This window comes from Pseudomonas protegens, from assembly GCF_003363755.1.
Classification (GTDB): Bacteria; Pseudomonadota; Gammaproteobacteria; order Pseudomonadales; family Pseudomonadaceae; genus Aquipseudomonas; species Aquipseudomonas danubii.
In genome coordinates, this window is the sequence record NZ_CP031396.1 from 5,234,294 (window position 1) to 5,255,379 (window position 21,086).

General features: G+C 57.1%; 11 protein-coding genes and 1 pseudogene. 11 read left to right on the plus strand and 1 reads right to left on the minus strand.

Annotated elements, in window-relative coordinates; translation table 11 throughout:
* Positions 1-96 precede the first annotated feature (96 nt).
* The 5 genes from DWF74_RS23745 (at position 97) to DWF74_RS23760 (ending at position 14,253) form a co-directional block, all read left to right on the plus strand.
* Entirely contained in the window at positions 97-1,437 is a 1,341-nt protein-coding gene (locus DWF74_RS23745) for a DEAD/DEAH box helicase (RefSeq protein WP_042941946.1), read from the plus strand.
* 420 nt (positions 1,438-1,857) lie between these two features.
* A complete protein-coding gene (locus DWF74_RS23750) occupies positions 1,858-3,600 on the plus strand; it encodes a ShlB/FhaC/HecB family hemolysin secretion/activation protein (protein ID WP_115581832.1) in 1,743 nt (580 codons plus the stop codon).
* Between the two features lie 27 nt (positions 3,601-3,627).
* The gene (locus DWF74_RS23755) at positions 3,628-12,972 is read left to right on the plus strand and encodes a hemagglutinin repeat-containing protein (RefSeq protein ID WP_115581833.1); all 9,345 of its coding nucleotides are present in this window, start codon (positions 3,628-3,630) and stop codon (positions 12,970-12,972) included.
* On the plus strand, positions 12,969-13,355 hold the full coding sequence (locus DWF74_RS30465; RefSeq protein WP_162884112.1) for a hypothetical protein: 387 nt from the start codon (positions 12,969-12,971) through the stop codon (positions 13,353-13,355). Before DWF74_RS23755 ends, DWF74_RS30465 begins: the two co-directional genes overlap by 4 nt.
* Before the next feature lie 613 nt (positions 13,356-13,968).
* Positions 13,969-14,253 carry a hypothetical protein gene (locus DWF74_RS23760; protein ID WP_115581834.1) on the plus strand — a complete coding sequence of 95 codons (285 nt, stop codon included), beginning with the start codon at positions 13,969-13,971 and terminating at the stop codon, positions 14,251-14,253.
* 160 nt (positions 14,254-14,413) lie between these two features.
* Here DWF74_RS23760 and DWF74_RS23765 read toward each other — a convergent pair whose 3' ends face one another.
* A complete protein-coding gene (locus DWF74_RS23765; RefSeq protein WP_205413513.1) occupies positions 14,414-14,686 on the minus strand; it encodes a hypothetical protein in 273 nt (90 codons plus the stop codon).
* Between the two features lie 329 nt (positions 14,687-15,015).
* On the opposite strand from DWF74_RS23765, the pseudogene DWF74_RS23770 reads away from it, so the two are divergent.
* The 6 genes and pseudogenes from DWF74_RS23770 to DWF74_RS30475 form a co-directional block, all read left to right on the plus strand.
* A pseudogene (locus tag DWF74_RS23770) lies at positions 15,016-18,372 on the plus strand (DUF637 domain-containing protein); the annotation flags it as partial.
* On the plus strand, positions 18,372-18,884 hold the full coding sequence (locus tag DWF74_RS23775) for a hypothetical protein (protein WP_115581836.1): 513 nt from the start codon (positions 18,372-18,374) through the stop codon (positions 18,882-18,884). The pseudogene DWF74_RS23770 and the gene DWF74_RS23775, both read left to right, overlap by 1 nt.
* Before the next feature lie 149 nt (positions 18,885-19,033).
* Positions 19,034-19,240, plus strand: coding sequence for a hypothetical protein (locus tag DWF74_RS31080; protein ID WP_430757475.1), 207 nt, complete (start codon positions 19,034-19,036; stop codon positions 19,238-19,240).
* A gap of 309 nt (positions 19,241-19,549) precedes the next feature.
* Positions 19,550-19,849, plus strand: a complete 300-nt coding sequence (locus DWF74_RS23780) for a polymorphic toxin type 50 domain-containing protein (RefSeq protein ID WP_240322078.1) — start codon at positions 19,550-19,552, stop codon at positions 19,847-19,849.
* A complete protein-coding gene (locus DWF74_RS23785; RefSeq protein WP_115581837.1) occupies positions 19,846-20,163 on the plus strand; it encodes a hypothetical protein in 318 nt (105 codons plus the stop codon). Before DWF74_RS23780 ends, DWF74_RS23785 begins: the two co-directional genes overlap by 4 nt.
* Before the next feature lie 308 nt (positions 20,164-20,471).
* Positions 20,472-20,813 carry a hypothetical protein gene (locus DWF74_RS30475; RefSeq protein ID WP_162884113.1) on the plus strand — a complete coding sequence of 114 codons (342 nt, stop codon included), beginning with the start codon at positions 20,472-20,474 and terminating at the stop codon, positions 20,811-20,813.
* Positions 20,814-21,086 lie beyond the last annotated feature (273 nt).

The following is a 21,086-nucleotide window of genomic DNA, read 5'->3' on the forward strand; positions in this document are numbered from 1 at the left end:
ACTCTTTGCCACCGTTTGCACAAAGAAACTCGGCCTGCGCGCTCGAAACCGTTACCCTATGCAGCTGTTTTTTTGCATATCTTCGAGGTAGCACCCGTGTTTTCCCAATTCGCCCTGCACGAACGCCTGCTCAAAGCCGTGGCCGAGCTTAAATTTGTCGAGCCGACGCCGGTGCAAGCAGCGGCTATTCCGCTCGCGCTGCAAGGGCGTGACCTGCGGGTGACGGCACAGACCGGCAGCGGCAAGACCGCGGCCTTTGTCCTGCCAATCCTCAATCGCCTGATCGGCCCGGCGAAGATCCGCGTCAGCATCAAGACCCTGATCCTGCTGCCGACCCGGGAACTGGCCCAGCAGACCCTCAAGGAAGTCGAGCGTTTCTCCCAGTTCACCTTCATCAAGTCCGGCCTGATCACCGGCGGTGAAGACTTCAAGGTCCAGGCCGCCATGCTGCGCAAGGTGCCGGACATCCTCATCGGCACCCCCGGGCGCATGCTGGAGCAGCTCAACGCCGGCAACCTGGACCTCAAAGAAGTCGAAGTGCTGGTGCTCGACGAAGCCGACCGCATGCTCGATATGGGCTTTGCCGAAGACGTGCAGCGCCTGGTGGACGAATGCCCGAACCGCCAGCAGACCATGCTGTTCTCCGCCACCACCGGCGGTTCCGGCCTGCGGGAAATGGTCGCCAAGGTCCTCAACAACCCTGAGCACCTGCAACTCAACAGCGTCAGCCAGCTGAACGAAACCACCCGTCAGCAGATCATCACCGCCGACCATAACCAGCACAAAGAACAGATCGTCAACTGGCTGCTGGCCAACGAGACCTACCAGAAGGCCATCGTCTTCACCAACACCCGGGCCATGGCCGACCGCATCTACGGCCGCCTGGTGGCGCAGGATTACAAGGCGTTCGTCCTGCACGGCGAGAAGGACCAGAAGGACCGCAAGCTGGCCATCGATCGCTTGAAGCAGGGCGGGGTCAAGATCCTGGTGGCCACCGACGTCGCCGCCCGTGGCCTGGACGTGGACGGCCTGGACCTGGTGATCAACTTCGACATGCCGCGCAGCGGCGACGAATACGTGCACCGCATCGGTCGTACTGGCCGTGCTGGCAACGATGGCCTGGCCATCTCGCTGATCTGCCACGGCGACTGGAACCTGATGTCGAGCATCGAGCGCTATCTCAAGCAGAGCTTCGAGCGCCGCACCATCAAGGAAGTCAAAGGCACCTACAGCGGCCCGAAAAAGGTCAAGGCGTCCGGCAAGGCCGTTGGCGTGAAGAAGAAAAAGACCGACGCCAAGGGCGACAAGAAAAAGTCCGTGGCCAAGGCCCCGACCAAGCGCAAGACCGCCAACCGGCCGAAAAGCGACAGCCTGGTCAGCCAGGACGGTCTGGCGCCGCTCAAGCGCCGCAAGCCTCAGGCGCCGGCAGCCGAATAAGCCAGCGGCCAGCGGTAAACGAAAAACCCGGACCTGGTCCGGGTTTTTTTTGACTGGCTTTCAGAGCTACTCCGGGCCTCGATGGCTCAACTGGCCTTGGGTTTCCCGGCCCATTCCGGCATCCCGGGCAATCTGGGCAATCTGGGCCATGCCCCCGAGTTTTGGCTAAGTGGCCAAAGCTCGAAGAGACGCTTCTGGCGGATCAACAGCCCGCTGCCAAGAAACCTTTCCTGAAAATTCAGAAGTGTCTGATGTGTCGGTTATTGGGGTTAATCCAGTATCGGCACCCACTGCAAGGCCCGGATTCCGGGGAGTGTACGCAGTTTTTCGGGGCGTTCAGCGCTTATTTGACGCCAAGATGATGGCACATTAACATCGCTCGCCCTGTCTGACCCTTGCTGCCCTTTCGAAGGACCGAATATGTCTATCCCCACCCTCGGGATGAGGTTGTGCCGTGCCTTGTCCTGCCTGCTGCTGACGGTCCCGCTGTCCATGGCGATTGCCGCGCCCTTGCCCGCACCGACCTTCAACCCTGGTGACCAGGACCTGATCCGCGACCGGCAGAACCGCCTGCTGGAAGAACAGCAGCGGCGTCTCGAAGAACTCAAGGACTTGCCCGGCAAGAGCGCCGCGCCTGTAGCGCCCAGCGCACCCAGCGATAGCCGCTGCTTCCCGATTCAGGATATCCAGCTCAAAGGCGCCGATTCGCTGTCCGCCAGCGAACGCGAGAGCCTGCTCAAGCCCTATATCGGCCAGTGCCTGGGGGTGGCCCAGCTCAACGAGCTACTCAAGGTCATTACCAACCGCTACATCGAGAAGGGCCTGGTCACCAGCCGCGCCTACCTGCCGCAACAGGACCTGTCCAGCGGCCACCTGCAGGTGCTGGTGGTAGAGGGCAAGCTCGAAGGGCTCAAGGCCGCCGAGGGCAGCAAGTTCACAGCCCGTGAACTGAACATGGCCTTTCCCGGCAGCAGCGGTGAGCTGCTCAACTTGCGGCAGATCGAACAGATGGTGGACCAGCTCAACCGCCTGCCGTCGAACCAGGCGCAGATGGAACTGGCCCCGGGGCAGGCCGTGGGCGGCAGTGAAGTGCTGGTCAAGAACAACCCGCAAAAGCCCTGGCGCGTCGGTCTGTCGCGCAGCAACGAGGGCCAGAAGAGCACTGGCGAGCAGCAGTGGGGCAGCTCTTTCGAATGGGACAGCCCTCTGGGCCTGGCCGACCAACTGGTGTTGCGCGGCGGCCACGACGCCGTCAGCGACCACCAGAAAACCTCGCGCAACGCCATGCTCTACTACAACCTGCCGTTTGGCTGGTGGAACCTCAGCTACAGCTACAGCCAGAGCGAATACCGCTCCCTGGCTCAGGCCGTGGGCTTCAACTTCAAGCAGACCGGCGACAGCCAGAACCATCAACTGCGCCTTGAGCGAGTGATCCACCGCGATGCCGTGAGCAAGACCTCGCTGAACAGCGGCCTGAGCTACCTGCGCACCAACAACTACATCGAAGACAGCAAGCTGAGTAACAGCAGCAACCGCCTCAGCGAAGCCCAGTTCGGCATCAACCACGGTCGGCGTATCGGCAGCGCCTTCCTCAACCTCGACCTGGGGCTGCAGGACGGTATTGGCGCCTTCGATGCCCAGCGCGAAAACCAGCGCGACAAATACGGCAATCGCCAGGCCAACGCCCGCTACCGCAAGTACACCGCCACCGCCAGCTACCTGCAGCCGTTCAAGCTGTGGGACGAGTCCCTGGTGTTCAGCAGCCTGGTCACCGGCCAGCGCAGCGAGGATGTGCTGTTCAGCTCGCAACGCATGAGCCTGGGCAGCCAGTCCTCGATCCGTGGTTACAAGGACCAGAGCCTCAATGGCGACAGCGGCTACTACTGGCGCAACGACCTGCGCTGGAGTCGCCCGGTGACCTGGGACTGGCTGCGCCCGGCGTTCGCCGAGTACGGCACGGGGCTGGGCTATGACCTCGGCGCGATCCGCAACGACCGCTACAACGCCGAGCAGCATGGCCGGGTCTCCAGCGACTCCATCGAGTTCTTTGCCCGTGGCAAGAACCTCGCCGCCAGCGTGACCTTCGCCCACTCCCTCGAGCGGCCAGATGCCCTGAGTGAGCGGGAAGCACCGATCTATTTCCGTTTGGATCTCTTTCTCTGATTGCACTGATTCATTGAGGCTTTTGACATGGACGTTCGCCAACTCGCCTTTCTGGCCCGCCAGCCTTCCGCCACCCTGCAAGCGCGGGATACGTTCTGGGGGCTGTCCAAGCGCGGACTGGCGTTCATCCTGGCCAACATGATGTTCTGGCAGCCCGTGGTGGCGATGGCCGACGGCATCGTGGTCAACGGCAGCGGCACCACACTGGGTCAGGCCGGCAATGGCGTGCCCATCGTCAACATCGCCGCGCCCAATGGCAGTGGCCTGTCCCACAACCAGTTCAGCGACTACAACGTCGGCCAACAGGGCGTGATCCTCAACAACGCCGTCAACCGCACCCAGCAAACCCAGCTTGGCGGGATCATCCTCGGCAACCCCAACCTGGGTGGCCGCGCGGCCAATGTCATCCTCAACGAGGTCAACGGCGGCAGCCCCAGCCAGCTCAAGGGCTACACCGAAGTGGCCGGGCAATCGGCCCATGTGATCGTTGCCAACCCCTACGGAGTGACCTGCAACGGCTGCGGCTTCATCAACACCCCGAAAGCCACCCTGACCACCGGCAAGCCGGTGATCGAGAACGGTCAGATCCAGCGTTACCAGGTGGACCAGGGCAGCGTCGCCATTGAAGGTGCGGGGCTCAACGCGAGCAATATCGACCAGTTCGAAATCATCACCCGCAGCGCGAAAATCAACGCCGAGATCCAGGCCCAGCACCTGGCGGTGATCGCCGGGGCCAACGATGTCGACGCCAAGACCTTGAACGCCACGGCGCGGACCGCCAACCCGGCGGATGCGCCGCAACTGGCCATCGACAGCAGTGCCCTGGGCGGCATGTATGCCGGGGCTATCAAGCTGGTGGGGACTGAGGCCGGGGTGGGGGTGAAACTCGACGGCAAACTGATCGCCAGTGGCGGTGATATCCAACTGGATGCCAACGGTCAGTTGCGCATGGCCGAAGCCACTGCCGAGAAGGGCGCGGTGGCGATCAAGACGCAGAGCCTGGAGGCCCAGGGCGCGGTCTACGCCGGCACCGAGCTCAGGGTGCAAACCCAAGACGACCTGAACAACCACAGCACCCTGGCAGCGGCCAACAGCATCAATCTGGGCAGCGGCGGGCAACTGAACAACCACGGCATCATCGAAGCCGGGGTCAACCTCGACAACAGCCGCAACCCGAATGGCGATGTCACCCTGACGGCGCAAAACCTGAACAACAGCGGCAAGAGCGTGGTGGCCAGCCGTGATCTGACGGTCACGACCAATCAGACCCTGAACAACCAGGGCGGCATCCTGAGCGGTCAGCGCCAGGTGACGGTCAGCGCCGCAACTCTGGATAACAGCCATCAGGGCAAGCTGCTGAGCGCCGAGCGCCTGCAACTCAATGCCGATCAGGTGCGCAACGGCCAGGGCGGCCTGATCAAGAGTCAGCAGTCCCTCAACGCCACCCTCGGCCACTTGGGCAACAGCGGCGGCGAGCTGTCGAGCCAGGGCAGCAGCACCCTGGTGCTGGCCGGCATGGACAACCTCACCGGCGTGGTGCTGGCGCAACAGACCCTGGAGATGACCGGTACTGCGGAACTGGACAACCAGGGCGGGCTGCTGTCGGGCTGGCAGGGCCTGACCCTCAAGGGCACCGGCCTGAACAACAGCAACAAAGGCACCGTTTCCAGCCTCAAGGGCGGTGTCGACATCACCCTCAGCGACGCCTTGAACAACAGCCAGGGCGGCGCCCTGGTCAGCCAGCAGGCCCTGGACGTCAAGGCCGCGAGCCTCGACAACAGCCTCAAGGGCGTGATCTCCAGCGCGGGTGCACAGAGCCTCAAACTCAGCGACCGGCTGGACAACAGCCAGGGCGGTTCCATCGACAGCGCCGCCACCCTGACCCTGCAGGCCATGGCCCTGGGCAACCAGGGCGGCACAGTCAACGCCACCGGCGACCTGGAATTCATCGGCAGTGACCTGGACAACAGCCACGGCACCTTCACCGGCAAGCAGGGCGTCACCCTCGATCTGCTGGGACACTTGATCAACAACCAGGGCACGCTGTCTGCCGCCGGCCCTTTGCTGCTCAAGCGCAGCACTAAGGTTGAGAACCAGGGCGGCGAACTCTCCAGCCAGCAGTGGCTGCGGCTGTTCACCGAACACTTGGACAACCGTCAGAAAGGCCGTGTCGCGGCCAATGACTCGGTGTTGATCAGCGCCAGTGGCGAAGTGCAGAACAGTGATGGCGGCGAGATCCTCAGCCGCGAAGCCGACCTGCAACTCAATGCCGATCACTTGGATAACGCCAAGGGCCTGCTGCAGGCCAAGACCACCCTGGGCCTTGAGGTTGCCGCCGCTACCGGCAACCAGGGCGGGCAGATCATTGCCCAGCAGGGCGACCTGACGCTCAAGGCGGGCCACCTCGACAACAGGGCCGGCAAGGTGTCCGCCCTCAACGGCGGCGCCACCCTGGAAACCGCTGCCGATGGCCGCCTCGACAACCGCGACGGCGCGCTCTTCGCCCAGCAGGGCCTGCATATCAGCGCCAAGGACCTGGACAACAGCGCCGGCCAGATCAGCGCCCGGCAGATTGAGCTGGAGCTGGCTGGCGCCCTGGACAACCGCCAGGGCCTGATCGAAAGCCGCAGCACCCTGGCCACTGCTGCCGCCAGCCTGGACAACCAGCGCGGGCAACTGCGGTCCCTGGGCCTGGTGAGCAAAACCCGCTTCGATATCGGCGGCACCTTCGACAACCGCGACGGCCTCCTGGAAACCGCCAACCACGACCTGGACTTCGACGCCGGCGGCTTCAACAACCGCGGCGGCAGCCTGCTGCACAGCGGCAGCGGCGTGTTCGGCATCTCCATGGCCAACCTCGAAGACGTCGGCGGCCGCCTGAAGACCGCCGGCCAACTGACCCTGGAGGCCGAGCGCTGGACCAACAGCAGTGCAATCCAGGCCGACCAGTTGCTGGTCAAGGTCGACCACCTGACCCAGACCGCCGACGGCCAGCTCCTGGCGGGCAACGGCCTGACCGGCAGTGGCATCCACTGGAGCAACGACGGCCTGATCGGCAGCGACGCCGCGCTCAACCTCGACCTGAGCGGCAACTACAGCGGCAAGGGGCGCCTGAGCAGCCTCGGGCAACTGGACCTGCATGCCGCCCAACTGGATCTGGCGGACAGCGCCAGCATCGCCGGCGGCGGCAACAGCACGCTGAAGATCGACGGTGCGCTGAACAGCGCCGGGCGCATCACCGCCAAGCAGAACCTGCACCTCACGGCCGCCAGCATCAACAACCACGGCACCCTGGGCAGCGGCGAAGACCTGAACCTCACCGCCGCCACCCTGGTCAATGACCACGGCCTGATCTCCAGCGGCGGCAATATGCAGCTGCTGACCACCAGCTTCACCAACCGCTACGCCCAGGTGTACAGCCTGGGCACCGCGCTGATCGCCAAGGACGACCAGCAAACCCGCGCCGACCTGCTGGACAACCGTTCCGGGGATATCGAAAGCCTCGGCAAGCTGAGCATCGCCGCCAGCACCGTCAACAACGTCATGGACGTGCTGGAGTACACCGAGCACGAAAAGAGCGCGGCCAGTATCACCCGCTTGCCGTGTGAGTGGATTGGTTGCGACGACCGTGGCGGTGGCCGCATCAACGGCCTGTGGGAAGTGGCCGAGACCGACCGCCTGCGGGTGACCAACAGCAGCGCCGCCGCCAGCCTAAACAGCGGCGCCGACTTGCAGATCGACACCCAGGTACTGACCAACACCAGCAGCCTGATCACGGCGGCCGGCGACATCAACGTCAAAGCCGAGACCGTCCACAACCAGGGCCTGCAACCCCAGGAAATCACCACCCTGCGGCGGTATCAGAGCTACGTCAACGAAACCGGCAACGCCGCCGCCCGTGCCGCCGCGTTCAACGCCCGCAATAACCCGACGCCCTCGGCCAGCTTTGCTTCCGACCTCAGCGCCTTTATCGCCTGGACCGGGGTAATGCTCTCCTCCAGCAGCAAGGTGGTGAACGGCGACCAATCCTTCGCCGCTACCATCCAGGCTGGCGGCAAAGTCAACCTCAAGGCTGACAAAACCCTCGACAACAGCGTGATCCGCTCCTTCTACGAGTACGTCGGCGCTGGCAAGACCCTGACCGACACCGGCGTTGGCAACGGCTACTCGACGCCGATCCGGATCAACCCGCAACTGCCCCCGGAACTGGCCCAGCAACAGGTCAACCCCCTGGTACTGCCGGGCTTCACCCTGCCCACCAGCGGCAACGGCCTGTTCCGCCTCAGCGGCCAGGGCAGCACCTTGGCCCAGGCCCCGACGCCTGCGCAGATCGCCGGCCTGCCGGACGCCGCGAGCCTGTCCCGGCCGCACAAGTACCTGATCGAAACCAACCCGGCGCTGACCAACCTCAAGCAGTTCATGAGCTCGGACTACCTGCTGTCCCACCTCGGCTACAACCCGGACGAAAGCGCCAAACGCCTGGGGGACGGTTTCTACGAACAGAAACTCATCCAGCAAGCCATGGTGGCCCGCACCGGCCAGCGCTTTATCGACGGCCAGGACAGCAACGAAAAGCTCTTCAAGCACCTGATGGACAACGCCATCCAGAGCAAGCAACAGCTTGACCTGTCGGTGGGCGTGACCCTGACCTCCGAACAAATCGCCGCCCTGACCCACGACATCGTCTGGCTGGAAAGCCATGAAGTGAACGGCGAACAAGTGCTGGTGCCAGTGCTGTACCTGGCCCAGGCCAACAACCGCCTGGCGCCCAACGGCGCCCTGATCGCGGGCAAGGACGTGAGCCTGATTGCCGGCAAGGACTTGAACAACGTCGGCACCCTGCGCGCGGCCAATGACCTGTCGGCGGTGGCGGGGGAGAACCTGGTCAATAGTGGGTTGGTGGAGGCGGGCAAGGGCCTGAATCTGACGGCGGGCAAGGATCTTCTGAACAAGGCCGGTGGTGTTGTCGCTGGGCGTGATGTGGCCTTGACGGCAACTGATGGGGACGTGGTTAACGAGCGCACTTTGACTCGCCACCAGAGCTCCACTTCCATCAGTAATGAGCAGCGCGATTTTGTTGATAGTGCAGCGCGTATCGAGGCCGCCAACAATCTGACCCTGACTGCAAGCCGGGACCTGAAAAATACCGGTAGCGCATTGACCGCAGGCGGTGATGCGGTGCTCAGCGCTGGGCGTGACCTGTCCATTACGTCCACCGAGCAGGCGAACAGCAGCAATGGCCAGTTCAAGAAGGATCTCTGGACGCGTAGTCAGACCACACAAAATGCCAGTGACGTCCAGATAGCCGGCAGTCTGAAAGCAACAGCGGGTCAAGACATTCAAGTAGTGGCGAGCAAGGTTGCTGCCCAGCAAAGCTTGTCGATGGTTGCAGCACGAGATGTGGCCATCGAGTCTGCGGCCAATGCGGGTCATAGCTCGTTCAAAACCAGTAACGGTAGAAGTTCTGACGATCAGGTTCGCCAGCAGTCTTCACGCGTTGAGGCGGGTGGTGATCTGTCGATCAAGGCAGGTCAGGATCTAACGCTTTTGGCCAGCCAGGTTAAAGGTGCGCAGAACGTCGTCCTGGATGCTGCTCGCGATCTCAATGTGCTGTCGGCAAAGGATGAAACGGCCTCTTTCATGTCCAAGAAGGGCAAAGGCTCCTTTGGTCAGAGCAGCAGCAAACAGCAGGAGAGCTACCACAGCACCAACATCGCCTCTGTGGTCGAGGCCGGGAAAGACCTGACCCTCAACACCAGCAAGAAAGCCGATGGCGGCATGAGCATCAACGGTGGCCGCGATGTCACGGTGATCGGTAGCCAGCTCAAGGCCGGTGCAGACCTGATGGTCGGTGCCACCGGCGATGTGGCGATCCTCTCCGGCGTCGAGGAACACGGCTCCTACAGCAAGAAGACCAAGTCCGGTTTCCTCGGCCTGTCGAAAAGCGGTAAGAGCCAGTTGCAAACCACCGCGACCCAGGTCGGCAGCGAGTTGAGCGCTGGCAACGATGTGGTGGTGGCCGCGGGCAACGATATCCGCCTGCGGGCCAGTGAAGCCACCGCCGGCAACGATGTGGAACTGCGTGCCGGGCTGGTCAAGGACACGGGTGACATCAACCTGGTTTCGGCCAACGACAGCGCCTACAGCCGCAGCGAGCAGTACAAGAAAAAGGTCGGGCTGTCCTCCTCCGGGGCCAGCGTCTCCTTTGCCTCGGCCAAGGAGTCCGGGCGCCAGGCGCAAAGCAGCACCAGCGTGGGCAGCCAGGTGCTGGCCGAGCGCGATGCGAGCCTGAAGGCCGAGCGCGACATCAACGTGGTGGGCAGCGGCATCAGCGCCGGACGCAATGTCAGCCTCGACGCCGGACGTGACGTCAATGTGGTGGCGGCACAGAACAGCTCGGCGGAGCAGGACTGGAAGAAGAGCAAGCAAGTCGGCGTAGGCGTCAGCAGTGACGACAACGGTGTCAGCCTCTTCGCCGGGGCCGAGCGCAACAAGGAAAAGAATCGCGTCGAAACCCAGACCGCCGCCGCCAGCCAGATCAGCGCCGGTGCAGACCTGACGGTCAACGCCAAGCGCGACATCAATCAGATCGGTTCCGACCTTCGGGCCGATCACGACATCAACCTGGTGGCCGGCCGCGACATCAAGATCGACGCCGCCCGGGAAGTGCGGGTGACCGAGCAGCAGCGTGAAAGCGAGCGCAATGGCCTGGGTGTCACCCTCAACCACAACTACGGCAAGACCAAGGACGCGGTCAATGGTGCCGGCGACGGTGAAAACAACACCAGCAAAGCCTCCAGCACCCTCAAGGCCGTCGACTCGGTCAGCCAGTTCCTCGCTGGGCCGACCGCCGACGTCAAGCTTGGCAACAGCAAGCAAAGCAGCAGCCAAGAGATCATCGAGCAGGGCAACCGCTCTTCAACCCTGCAGGCCGGCAACGACCTGAACCTCACGGCCAACAACGATGTGACCGTCAAGGGCAGCCAGTTGGGTGCCGGGCGCGATATCAACATCAAAGGGCGCGACGTCACCCTGGACGTGGCCAAAGGCAGCATCAGCGAGGAAACCCGCGACACCGAGATGTGGGGCGGCATTCACGGCGGCACCAGCGGTGGCTTCAAGATCGGCGTCGGCGGCAGCTTCGGCACCGCCAGCACCGAGAGCAGCCAAGGTTCCTCCACCGCCACCCAACTGGATGCCGGGCGCGACATCAACCTCAAGGCCAGCAACGACCTGAACCTGATCGGGACCCAGGCCCAGGCCGGACGCAACATCGACCTGGATGCTGGCAACGACCTGAACATCCGCGCCGCGCAGAACGACCACAGCAGCGAGAACAACCGCAACAGTGGTGGTGGGGAGATGGGCTTCACCTTCGGCTCGGAAGGCGTGGGCGTCTACGTCAGCGTCAGCATGGGCAAGGGCAATCTGGAGCGTGAAGGCGAGCGCCAGCAAGAGGCCTATCTCTATGCCGGGGACCGTCTGGGCTTCACCAGTGGCAAGGACACCAACATTTCTGGTGCCAACCTGCGTGGTGATGAAGTGATCGGGCGTGTCGGGGGGGACCTGAACGTCGCTTCGGTCGCCGATACCGGCAAGGTCAAGGGCAAGGAATTCGACATTAGCGTCACCGCCACCTTTGGTCCTGCCCCGGGGCTCAGTGGCTCAGTCGGTTACGGCCAGACCACTGGCAAGACCGACTGGGTTGAAGAGCAAACCCGCATCACTGGCAAGAACAAGGTCGATATCCGCACCGAAAACCACACCCAGATCGACGGTGCGCTGATCGCCGCTGACAACGGCAACCTCAAGCTGGACACCGGCACCCTGGGCTTCAGCGATATCGCCGGTAAGGACAAGGAGCACGGCTATTACCTGAACGTGGGCGGCACCTACAGCTCCGGTAGTGGCACCACACAAGACAGCAGCCAGGTGGGTAAAGGCAAGGAAGGTGAAACCGGCTGGAGCGTCAGCGGCTGGGATTACCAGAAGGACCGCGAGCAGATCGTCCGCGCCACCGTCGGGGCGGGCGAGATCGTGGTGCGCAAGGATGCCGAGACCGGGGCTGATTCAACCGCCGGGCTGAACCGGGATGTGAGCAAGGCGTATGAGATCACCAAGGATGAGGAGTCGCGTACGGATTTGTATGCGAGCAGTTCTTCCCTTGGGGCGGTGGCGAGTCCGAAGAAGGCGTATGAGCAGTGGAAGAAGAGTGTTGAGTTGTATGGGGAAAAAAGCCGGGAGACGATGGTAAAGCTAACTCTTCTCTTGGCCAGCATGGGCGTTCTAATCGCGTCGCCAGACAATCTTCAGGGCTCATCCGAAGAAATTAATAGAGTCCTGGTAGAAACCGAAAACTATCTAAAAGCCTTCAGTAAGGATGAGAACAGACGAGCGGAGGCTATTGAGTTTCGCCTGAGGGAGCAGTTGGGAGACTTAAGTTCCGATGGGGAAAAGATTCTTCTCGCTCGGATGAAGGAAATTGTCCGCGAAAGCCCTGAGAAATCAGTTGAGCTGACAGCAATGATTTCCACTCTGAGAGGTTCTCCTACAACAGCGCAGAATTATGCACAAGTGGCAGGCTATGCTGGAGCAATGGCAGCACTTGCTGCGGCTCTGGTCTATCCTACTTTGACACCTGAAAGTCAAGAGCGGATGCGTAACTCTGCTAATTCGATGATTGAAAGTGTCAGCCGGGGCGTCTCTGAAACAAAGGAGCAAGTGCAGAGTCGGCTGAGGGTTTCGATGGGGCTTTGGGAGTTGGTAACCCACATGCCGTTTCCAATTCACCTGCTTGATGACGAAAACCGAAAGCTGGTCAATCCGATTGTTGATGCATCAGGAGGGAATCCTGCCAGTGGGGGCTACGCTGAGGGTGGCGGAGTTATTACAACGCCACATACCGGCGGTACTCAACTGGATGGGGTGCAGAAGGATGGTGCCTATGTAACTCCGGAGCACAAGCTGAATCCGGGGGTGATGTATAGTGAGTCAGATAGTTCAAAAAATACCTCTAAAAACTTGGGCTCTGCTTCTTTTGATGCTGCGAATGGTATAGGAACAATCTATTCTCCTAAGGTTAGTTTGAGTAATGGTGAGATAATATTTAACGATTTTTCTGTAGGCACTTCAAAGGGGTATTTTGGTTATGGGCCAGATGGTGCAGCTGAGTTGGTTGGCCCGTTGAAACAGATGCTCAACTATGCGCAGTCTCAAGGGGCAGAGAAAATTACTTTAAAAGGCCGTTATGCAACTGAGGAAGGAGCGATGTTGGGTACGGGTAGTGTGGATAATGTTAAGCAAAATTTTTCCTTCAGTTTCCCCGCTACCCGAGAAGGGTTGAAAGGGTTCTTAAAAGGGCTTGAGAAGTGAAGATACGTCGTACCCTTGAAAAAAGAATGAGGCAACTAGATGCATCGGGTCGAGGGCGTTTTTATGAGGTTGCAGATGAAAGGCAGTTGCTTTGTTCTGTAAATCTTGAGAGCGGCGTTTTAGATATATGTGTAGATGGATTTTTTGTTTCGAAAAAAGATGAAGTTCGCAAGGTTCTTTTTGAGGAGGTTGTTGCTGTAAAAAGTCATTTGAATGCAAGTTTTTTCTCTAGTGAAAGAGAGGACTTTGATTTTTATCTTCCTATAGATATTGAGTGTGAGTCTTTTGGATTTTCTCTTTTGGTGCCATTTTTGAGTTATTCCAACGTTCTGAATATTTTAACGGGTCTGAGGGATGATTGGCTTAAACAGGCCTCATCCTAAATTTACTCGTGGTTTCAGCAAGACTCTAATTGTGGAGGTAAAGGGTATCCCCAAATTTCGCAGATTCAAGTTGATTCTGGTGGAGGTCGGCATGAAGGAGCTTATTAGAAAGTTTCTACTACAACGGGGGGCTATAAAGATATTTGATCCTTCAACGTATAAGCCGAATCCTGGGGAAAAGGCAAAGTTTGTTTCTGGAGGTTAGTTTGATGTTGTCAAAATTAAAATGGATAATTCAAGCTTTGGCTATTCCAGTATCTGAGCAGGTGCGTTTATTTCCAACTTTTTAATGTTGCAGATGAGCTTGCATTAATTTGGGAGGATGTCTTAGAAGGTCTTGAGGTTTTTAGAGAGATGGTGTCAGCCGGTGCGCTATTGGCAATTCAAAATCTAGATGAGAATATTTTATCTATTATTGGTGAGTCTAATTCGCAGATTTGGACTAAAAATTCTTTGTACGACTCTGTCCACTGGGAGGAAATAAGAGGGCTTGCTGCTGGGGTGGCTAAAAAAATGAACTGGCCTATTAGCTCGCCTGGATCTGCCGAGGGTATCTATATCGGATCATAAAAGTAAAGTTGCTCTCAAGGGTGTAACTAGTTTTGAGGGTGGAATGAAAGTTATTAAACTGATGCCTGACTATCAGTGTTTTCCATTGTGGAGCTTGTCGCCAGACTCTATTGGGAATGTTGATCCCGAGGAGTTGCCGATTTCACAAGAGCTCAAAGCTGATCTAATGTCATGGGCACTTAAGTATGATGATACCTTAGATGAAGAATATCCTCCTGACTCTGGATTTTCTAGCGAGGAGGATGAGGCGGAGTTTAATAAAGAAGAAGAACATCTGTTTGAGCGGCTAAAGGCAGAGTTGAAAGGCTATGTTGTGGTTTTGAAGTGATTGAAGATGTGCGGAATAAGTGCACGAAACTTAGGTGTGGTAGTGCGTTTTGGTTGTAGTTGCCACTCTATCGTCAAAGAGAGTAATTAAGCTTTTGATCGATCGATATCGCCATCAATGGCGAGAGAGAAAGGGCGACTTTCAAGCCGCCCTTTTTTGCTTACTGAAGCACTTGCTCCTGCATTCGCCTTGTCGTCACATCCATCAAATCACACCCATCTCGCAGTAAAATGCTGCACACCAGCGACAGTTCCTGCCGCATCACTGCACCTCTGGGCGCGTCATCAGAAATCGCGAAGTTTTCTAGCAGTTGAGTCACGGCGCGAATGCGATACGCCGCTGCATCGTGAAGGACGTCAATGGGGGCTTGGGTATCGATCAGCAGCGAGGGAATGTTGCAGTCATGGCCGGTAATCGGCATGTATCGATTCAGAGTCGTCATAGGGCTTACTCCTATATCAATTAGAACCATCACCGTCTGCCGCCAAGCAGAGTAAGGGTGACGGATTGCACAAGGTTGGCGGACCAGGGATATAGGACCTGGCACTCCCGAAGGAGTCCCTGCGCAACCCGCCATAACACGAGAGTGCGGGCGTAAAAAAAGCGCCTGCAATCGTATTGGGGGCGCTGTTGCGCCTATATCTGTTTGGACCGCCAAGTCCAATCGCAGCATTTTCTGCGAAGGCTGAAGGGTAACGTGGAGGACGAGTAGTAGCAACTCACGAGGAGTATAAAAAACCTCTGGAAACATCTTGCTGACAGCTCAAGCAGTTCATGAGCTCGGACTACCTGTTGTCCAATCTCGGCTACAACCCGGAAGACAGCACCAAGCGCCTGGGTGATGGTTTCTACGAACAGAAACTCATCCAGCAAGCCATGGTGGCCCGCACCGGCCAGCGCTTTATCGACGGCCAGGACAGCAACGAAAAACTCTTCAAGCACCTGATGGACAACGCCATCCAGAGCAAGCAACAGCTTGACCTGTCGGTGGGCGTGACCCTGACCTCCGAACAAATCGCCGCCCTGACCCACGACATCGTCTGGCTGGAAAGCCATGAAGTGAACGGCGAACAAGTGCTGGTGCCAGTGCTGTACCTGGCCCAGGCCAACAACCGCCTGGCGCCCAACGGCTCCCTGATCGCGGGCAAGGACGTGAGCCTGATTGCCGGCAAGGACTTGAACAACGTCGGCACCCTGCGCGCGGCCAATGATCTGTCGGCGGTGGCGGGGGAGAACCTGGTCAATAGTGGGTTGGTGGAGGCGGGTAACCGCCAGGATCTGCTCGCGGGCAACCATCTGGTCAACCGCGCCGGCGGCATCATCGCCGGGCGCGACGTGACCCTGACCACCACCCAGGGCGACGTGATCAACGACCGCACCCTGACCACCCACCAGAGCAGCAGCGAAGACTACGTCCGCGAGCAGCGTCGCGACTTCCTCGACAGCGCCGCCCGTATCGAAGCCGGCAACAGCCTGAGCATCAATGCCGAACGGGACTTCGATAGCAACGGCAGCGTCCTGCACAGCGGTGGCGACACCCGCATCAAGGCCGGTCGCAACGTCAGCCTCAACGCCGTCGAACAAGTGGTCAGCAACGACCGCGGCATCGGCAACCTCGACCAGAGCAAAACCCAGCACGGCGCCACCCTGGAGAGCGGCGGTGACCTAAGCATTGAGGCCGGAGGCAACGTCACCGCCATCGCCAGCCAGATCGACGCCGAGGGTGACGTCTCGATGACGGCCAAGGACCACCTGACCCTGGCCTCGGCCGCCAATGAACAACACTGGGCCAGCAAGACCGGTACCACCAAGAGCGAAGAGGATCGCGTCCACCAACAAGCCACCACGGTGACGGCGGGCGGGGATGTGACGCTCAAGGCTGGCCAGGACATGACCCTGATTTCCAGCAAGGTCAAGGCTGGAGATGAAGCCTATCTGGTGGCCGGTGGCGAACTGAACCTGCTGGCGGAGCAGGACAGTGAGCATTCGCTGTATGACATGAAGAAGAAGGGAGGCTTTGGCAACCTGCAGACCCAGCGTGACGAAGTCACCCGCACCACACATATCGGCAGCGAAATCAGTGCCGGTGGCAACCTGACGCTCAAGAGCGACGGTGACCAGAGGTATCAGGTTGCCAAGCTGGAGAGCGGCAAGGACATCACCCTGGATAGCGGCGGCGCTATCACATTCGAAGCTGTCAAGGATCTACACCAAGAGAGCCACGAGAAGAGCAAGAGCAGCTTCGTCTGGAACTCGATGAGTGGCAAAGGCAACACCGATGAAACGTTGCTGCAAAGCCAACTGATCGCCCATGGCGATATTGTGATCAAGGCCGTTGAGGGGCTGAAGATCGATATCAAGCAGGTCAACCAACAGAGCGTTAGTCAGGCCATCGACGCTATGGTGCAGGCCGACCCGCAACTGGCCTGGATCAAGGAGATGGAGGCGCGTGGTGACGTCGACTGGCGGCAGGTGAAAGAGCTGCACGACAGTTTCAAATACAGCCACTCTGGGCTGGGCGGTGGAGCAGCCATCATCATCGCTATTGTCGTCGCCTACTTCACCGCCGGTGCAGCGAGCGGACTCATTGGCAGTGCAGCTAGTGCTACGGCCGGTTCAGGTAGTGCCATGGCAGCCGGTACGGCGGCGACAGCAACTACGGCGGCCACTTCAGCTGGTTGGGCAAACGTGGCACTCACAGCCATAGCCTCTTCCGCCGCCGGATCAACGGCCGTCAGCACCATCAATAACAAAGGCAACCTTGGAGCGGTAGTCAAAGACATCACCTCGAAAGATGCACTGAAGGGTTATGTTGTGACCGGCGTAACGGCCGGCCTGACAGCTGGTCTTTATGACCAATGGACTGGCACCGAGACCGCAACAGGTACCTCTCCGGCTATTGACGGTCATGCCGGGCAACTGGCCAATAGCGGCACCGTCACCGGCGCCACGCTCAACATTTGGCAGGGCATTGGCCAGTTTGCCGCCAACCAAGCGCTACAGAATGGCACCTCAGTCTTGCTAGAGCGCGCGTTAGGCGGCGATGCCAAACTAAGCGACGCCCTGCGCACCAGCTTGGCTAACGCCTTCACCGCAGCAGGGTTCAATTGGGTCGGTGACCAGAGCGGGCCCGAAAAATGGGACCTCAAAGAGGGCCGCCTGCCCAAGATCGGTCTGCACGCTATCATGGGCGGCCTTGCAGCGGAGGCGGCGGGCGGCGACTTCAAGACAGGTGCCTTGGCTGCTGGAGTGAACGAGGCACTGGTTGGCTCGCTGTGGGATCAATACAGGCAGATGTCCTACGATGAGAGAAAAAAGCTACTTGTGATGAACTCGCAAGTGCTCGGTGTGCTGGCCGCCGCCGCGCAAGGCGGGGACGAGAAAGCCATGCAGACTGGCGCCTGGGTGGCGGGGAATGCTACGCAGTACAACTTCTTTGAATACCTGCCTCCAGGTTTGGCAGAGTATGGACAGGCAGTCACTACACTCACGGAGAGCATGCAGCAGCAAGGAGCAACTGCTGATGAAATAGCTCAGGCAAAGCTGGATCTTGCTCGAAGTCGAGGTTTCGAAGGTGTTCAACCTGCTACTGAATTCACCAAGGCTTGGGCTATGTTCATGGCCGGTGAGCTCACTGGCATGGGGCTGGCTGCGGCGTTAGGTAAGTTTTTGTCGGGAGGTGTACGAGGGGAAGTTGCAGCGGGGCAGGCTGCAAAAGCGACAGGCGAAGCTGTCACTCAGATCCCCGGTCGAGTACAGTCTCGGATAAATATTGCCAATGGTCGCACGGAAACCACTCCGCTTCGTGATACCGGTAAGCCAGTATCTGCGGGCTTTGATCATGTGCTGAAAGGTCATTTTGGCGTAGAAGTCTCCAACTCCCGTTCGGTGTTTACTATCAGCCAAAATGAGTTGAAGGGAGTTCTTCAGAGTAGTTCAGTCGTTAAATCACCAGTTACTGCGTTACCAGATGGTCAGTTTGTAAGGACTGTTGATACAGGCAGGATCGTTGGCACTACTACGCTGAAAGATGGAGGTCTTCCTACTTCAGTGATAAAGGTGTTTACCGATAGGGCTGGCAACTTAATAACCACCTTCCCAGTTAAGGCGATGAACTGATGCGATCTCTTCCTATGCATGTGTGGCGTGAACTTCAGTCGGCTGTGATGCTGCTTAGTGAGGAATCATCACTAAGAGATGTTCTTGTGGTGATTCTTTCGTGGGTTAGGGGCAATTATAAGTATTTTACTGTTGAGCCGTTTTCGAGCTACGGATTCGATGAGTTTTCACATGTGAACGAAAATTTAATGCCTGTTGATTATTCATCATTTTCACCTAGTGATATAGCACACTTCAAAAAAGTAATTTTGGAATGTCAGGCTAAAGAAGCTGAGTCTATTGCGCGGTTTCTACGCGATACAATGGAGGCGTTGATAACTGTCGAATTGGATAAGAAATGCCCTAGGTGTGAGTCTGATGGGATGCGCGTTTTTATAGGTAGGCATAACGGGCTATTGGCTTATCAGTGTAACGTTTGTGGTCATTCCCATTACATAGATGGGTCTAAGGTAGAAGTTGGTGGATTAGAGTTTGCGGATGAAGTGAAGTTGCGAAATATTGGCGTGATTTAATGCTGCAAAAGGTAAACTTAGAATAGATCCAAATGGAAGTTTCTCTCAGTCAGGGATAAATTCTGCATACTATATGGCTGCTCAAGGTAAAAAAAGTTGAGCTGCGTCGCCCTGTTGGCACGAGAGCAGAAGGGAAAACTTCAGATCTTCTGGTCGATGGTGTTAGCTATGATGTATATACCCCTACAACGGGTAATGCGGACCGAATAATTTCTGCGATAGCAAAGAAAAATACGCAAGCTAAGGGGATTGTTCTAGGTTTATCTAGAAGCACCGTTACCAGAGAGCAGTTGGGAGATGTCCTGCGGAGAGTTAATGGTTCAGGGGCGAAAAAATTAATGATATCGTTATCATAGGTAACTGAAATGCCATCAATGCTCTGTAAATGTGATAATAAGTTAAGTTTTGGTGAGATACCGAATCCAATTGAATGGCTTTTTATTTCAGATGAGAAATTTGACAAGTTCCAAGGGGGGGGGTTGGAGGCGATTTATCGAGAGATGAATAGTGCCCTAAAGTGTTCTCGTTGTGGAAGATTATGGGTGTTTTGGAACGGCTTTGATTCTGCCCCAGTGTCATATATTCAAGAATAGTTAGTTATTCTCAGTGAAGTCGCGGCAAAAGGAATACCTACACCTAAAGACTTTCCTGAGGTCTCAACAAAAATAAGCCAGAGGCAGAATCGTCATACTGCAGGGACACAGCAGCTTGAGGAGCGGGGGAGCGTTGGTTTCGTGAACAGTGTTTCAGATGCTCAAAAAGTGCTTGACGCTTACCACTCCGGCCAAGTGAAAATCCCAGGAAAGAATGGTCAAGGTTTTCCAGTGGTTAAATTTGAGGGTGTTACTGGAACTAACGTGAATCTCGGCGTTGGTATAACTGATCAGCCGACTAACGTATTTGTTATCAAGGGAACAAAAAAGCCGAGCATTGTCCCCACAAATCCAAACTGGAGTCAGAAATGAGTGATCAGCCTGTGCTGGAAGATTGGAACTTTCAAGTGCTAATGCTTGTTCAGGCGTTGGTAGGGGCGGTCTCTGCCAACTTTAGAATGGTCGCATTGCTGTGGTGTGGCGATGAGTGGGTATTGAGGTTCTATCTTGAAGAGAACCTTGAGGACGATGTCGAGGAGATTGAAGATATTGTTTGTCAATATACGGCATATCAAAATTCTAGCTTGAGATGCCGTTCTGAATTAATTGTGGGTAGCGAAAGACTTCCGGTGTTATCTGAGCTTGGGCGGGTCGTGTACCGTCGCAAAGAGGCCATTGGCAGTTAGTTGCTGCAAAAGGAACTGCGGCTCAAAAAATAGAAAGTACAAGTATTGAGTTTCTACCGAAGGCTACTCGGAATAGCGCGAATCAAATTGAGGCTAGCATTACGTCTAGCAGTGCTATAAAAACACTTAAGTCCAATGGCTATAAGAAAACTATTTCTCAAGATGGAACTGTGACAGTGTTAAGCAATGGATAAAAAAACATATCAGTTTTATCCATCCTCTACATCAATAGGACAGCCTTCAGCCTCGCTGACGATTGAGGGTGTTAAAAAAGCAGTCACAAAAATTCAATTTAGTGAGGATTAATTATGGGCGTGTCAGTGATAGATGCTGAGGGTTGTCGCCATTTAGTTGATGGCTTGTCTAAGCTTATCGATTTTGAGAAAGCCTTACCGGCTAATATGTTTTTTGGTGATGAACTTGGCTTTTGGTTTTTCGAAAGACCATTATTTGATTTTTTAGATTCGTTTTCAGGTCTGATTCGAGTTGATTTATTAAGTTCTAACTCGGATGTTTTAATTAAATTTTCTGGTTGTGATCTTATAAGTAGTTCCTGCTTTTCACTTGGTGATAGCGATATTGAGTCTGACGTATTATCTATTCAAGAAGGCTTTCGTGATTTTTTGGTGGGAGGGGCGGCTATCCGATAGTAATCTTTAATGATGGGTTTGATTGGGTGGCTTTTGAAAGTGCCCATGAGAAAATTGGTGTGATTGGTGTTAGAATTAGTGCTCTTAAGCATAGTTTTGTTGAATTCTTAGATTCGAATTTTGTCTCGGCTAAAGACATTGTCGAGTTGTCTGCTGGCCATTCTGCTGATTCTCGAACCGCTGAGGCTTTACGGAAATCTTATATATCAACTTTCTGATTCTGATAGTTGGCTTAGAGTTGGTTTGTTCTGAGTAAATCACCCCCGGTTTAAC

Bases quoted from the DNA above. Each gene is read 5' to 3' on its own strand.
- DWF74_RS23755 (WP_115581833.1), top strand. From the start codon at position 3,628: ATGGACGTTCGCCAACTCGCCTTTCTGGCCCGCCAGCCTTCCGCCACC.
- DWF74_RS23760 (WP_115581834.1), top strand. From the start codon at position 13,969: ATGAAAGTTATTAAACTGATGCCTGACTATCAGTGTTTTCCATTGTGG.
- DWF74_RS23775 (WP_115581836.1), top strand. From the start codon at position 18,372: ATGCGATCTCTTCCTATGCATGTGTGGCGTGAACTTCAGTCGGCTGTG.
- DWF74_RS23785 (WP_115581837.1), top strand. From the start codon at position 19,846: ATGAGTGATCAGCCTGTGCTGGAAGATTGGAACTTTCAAGTGCTAATG.
- DWF74_RS23750 (WP_115581832.1), top strand. From the start codon at position 1,858: ATGTCTATCCCCACCCTCGGGATGAGGTTGTGCCGTGCCTTGTCCTGC.
- DWF74_RS30475 (WP_162884113.1), top strand. From the start codon at position 20,472: ATGGGCGTGTCAGTGATAGATGCTGAGGGTTGTCGCCATTTAGTTGAT.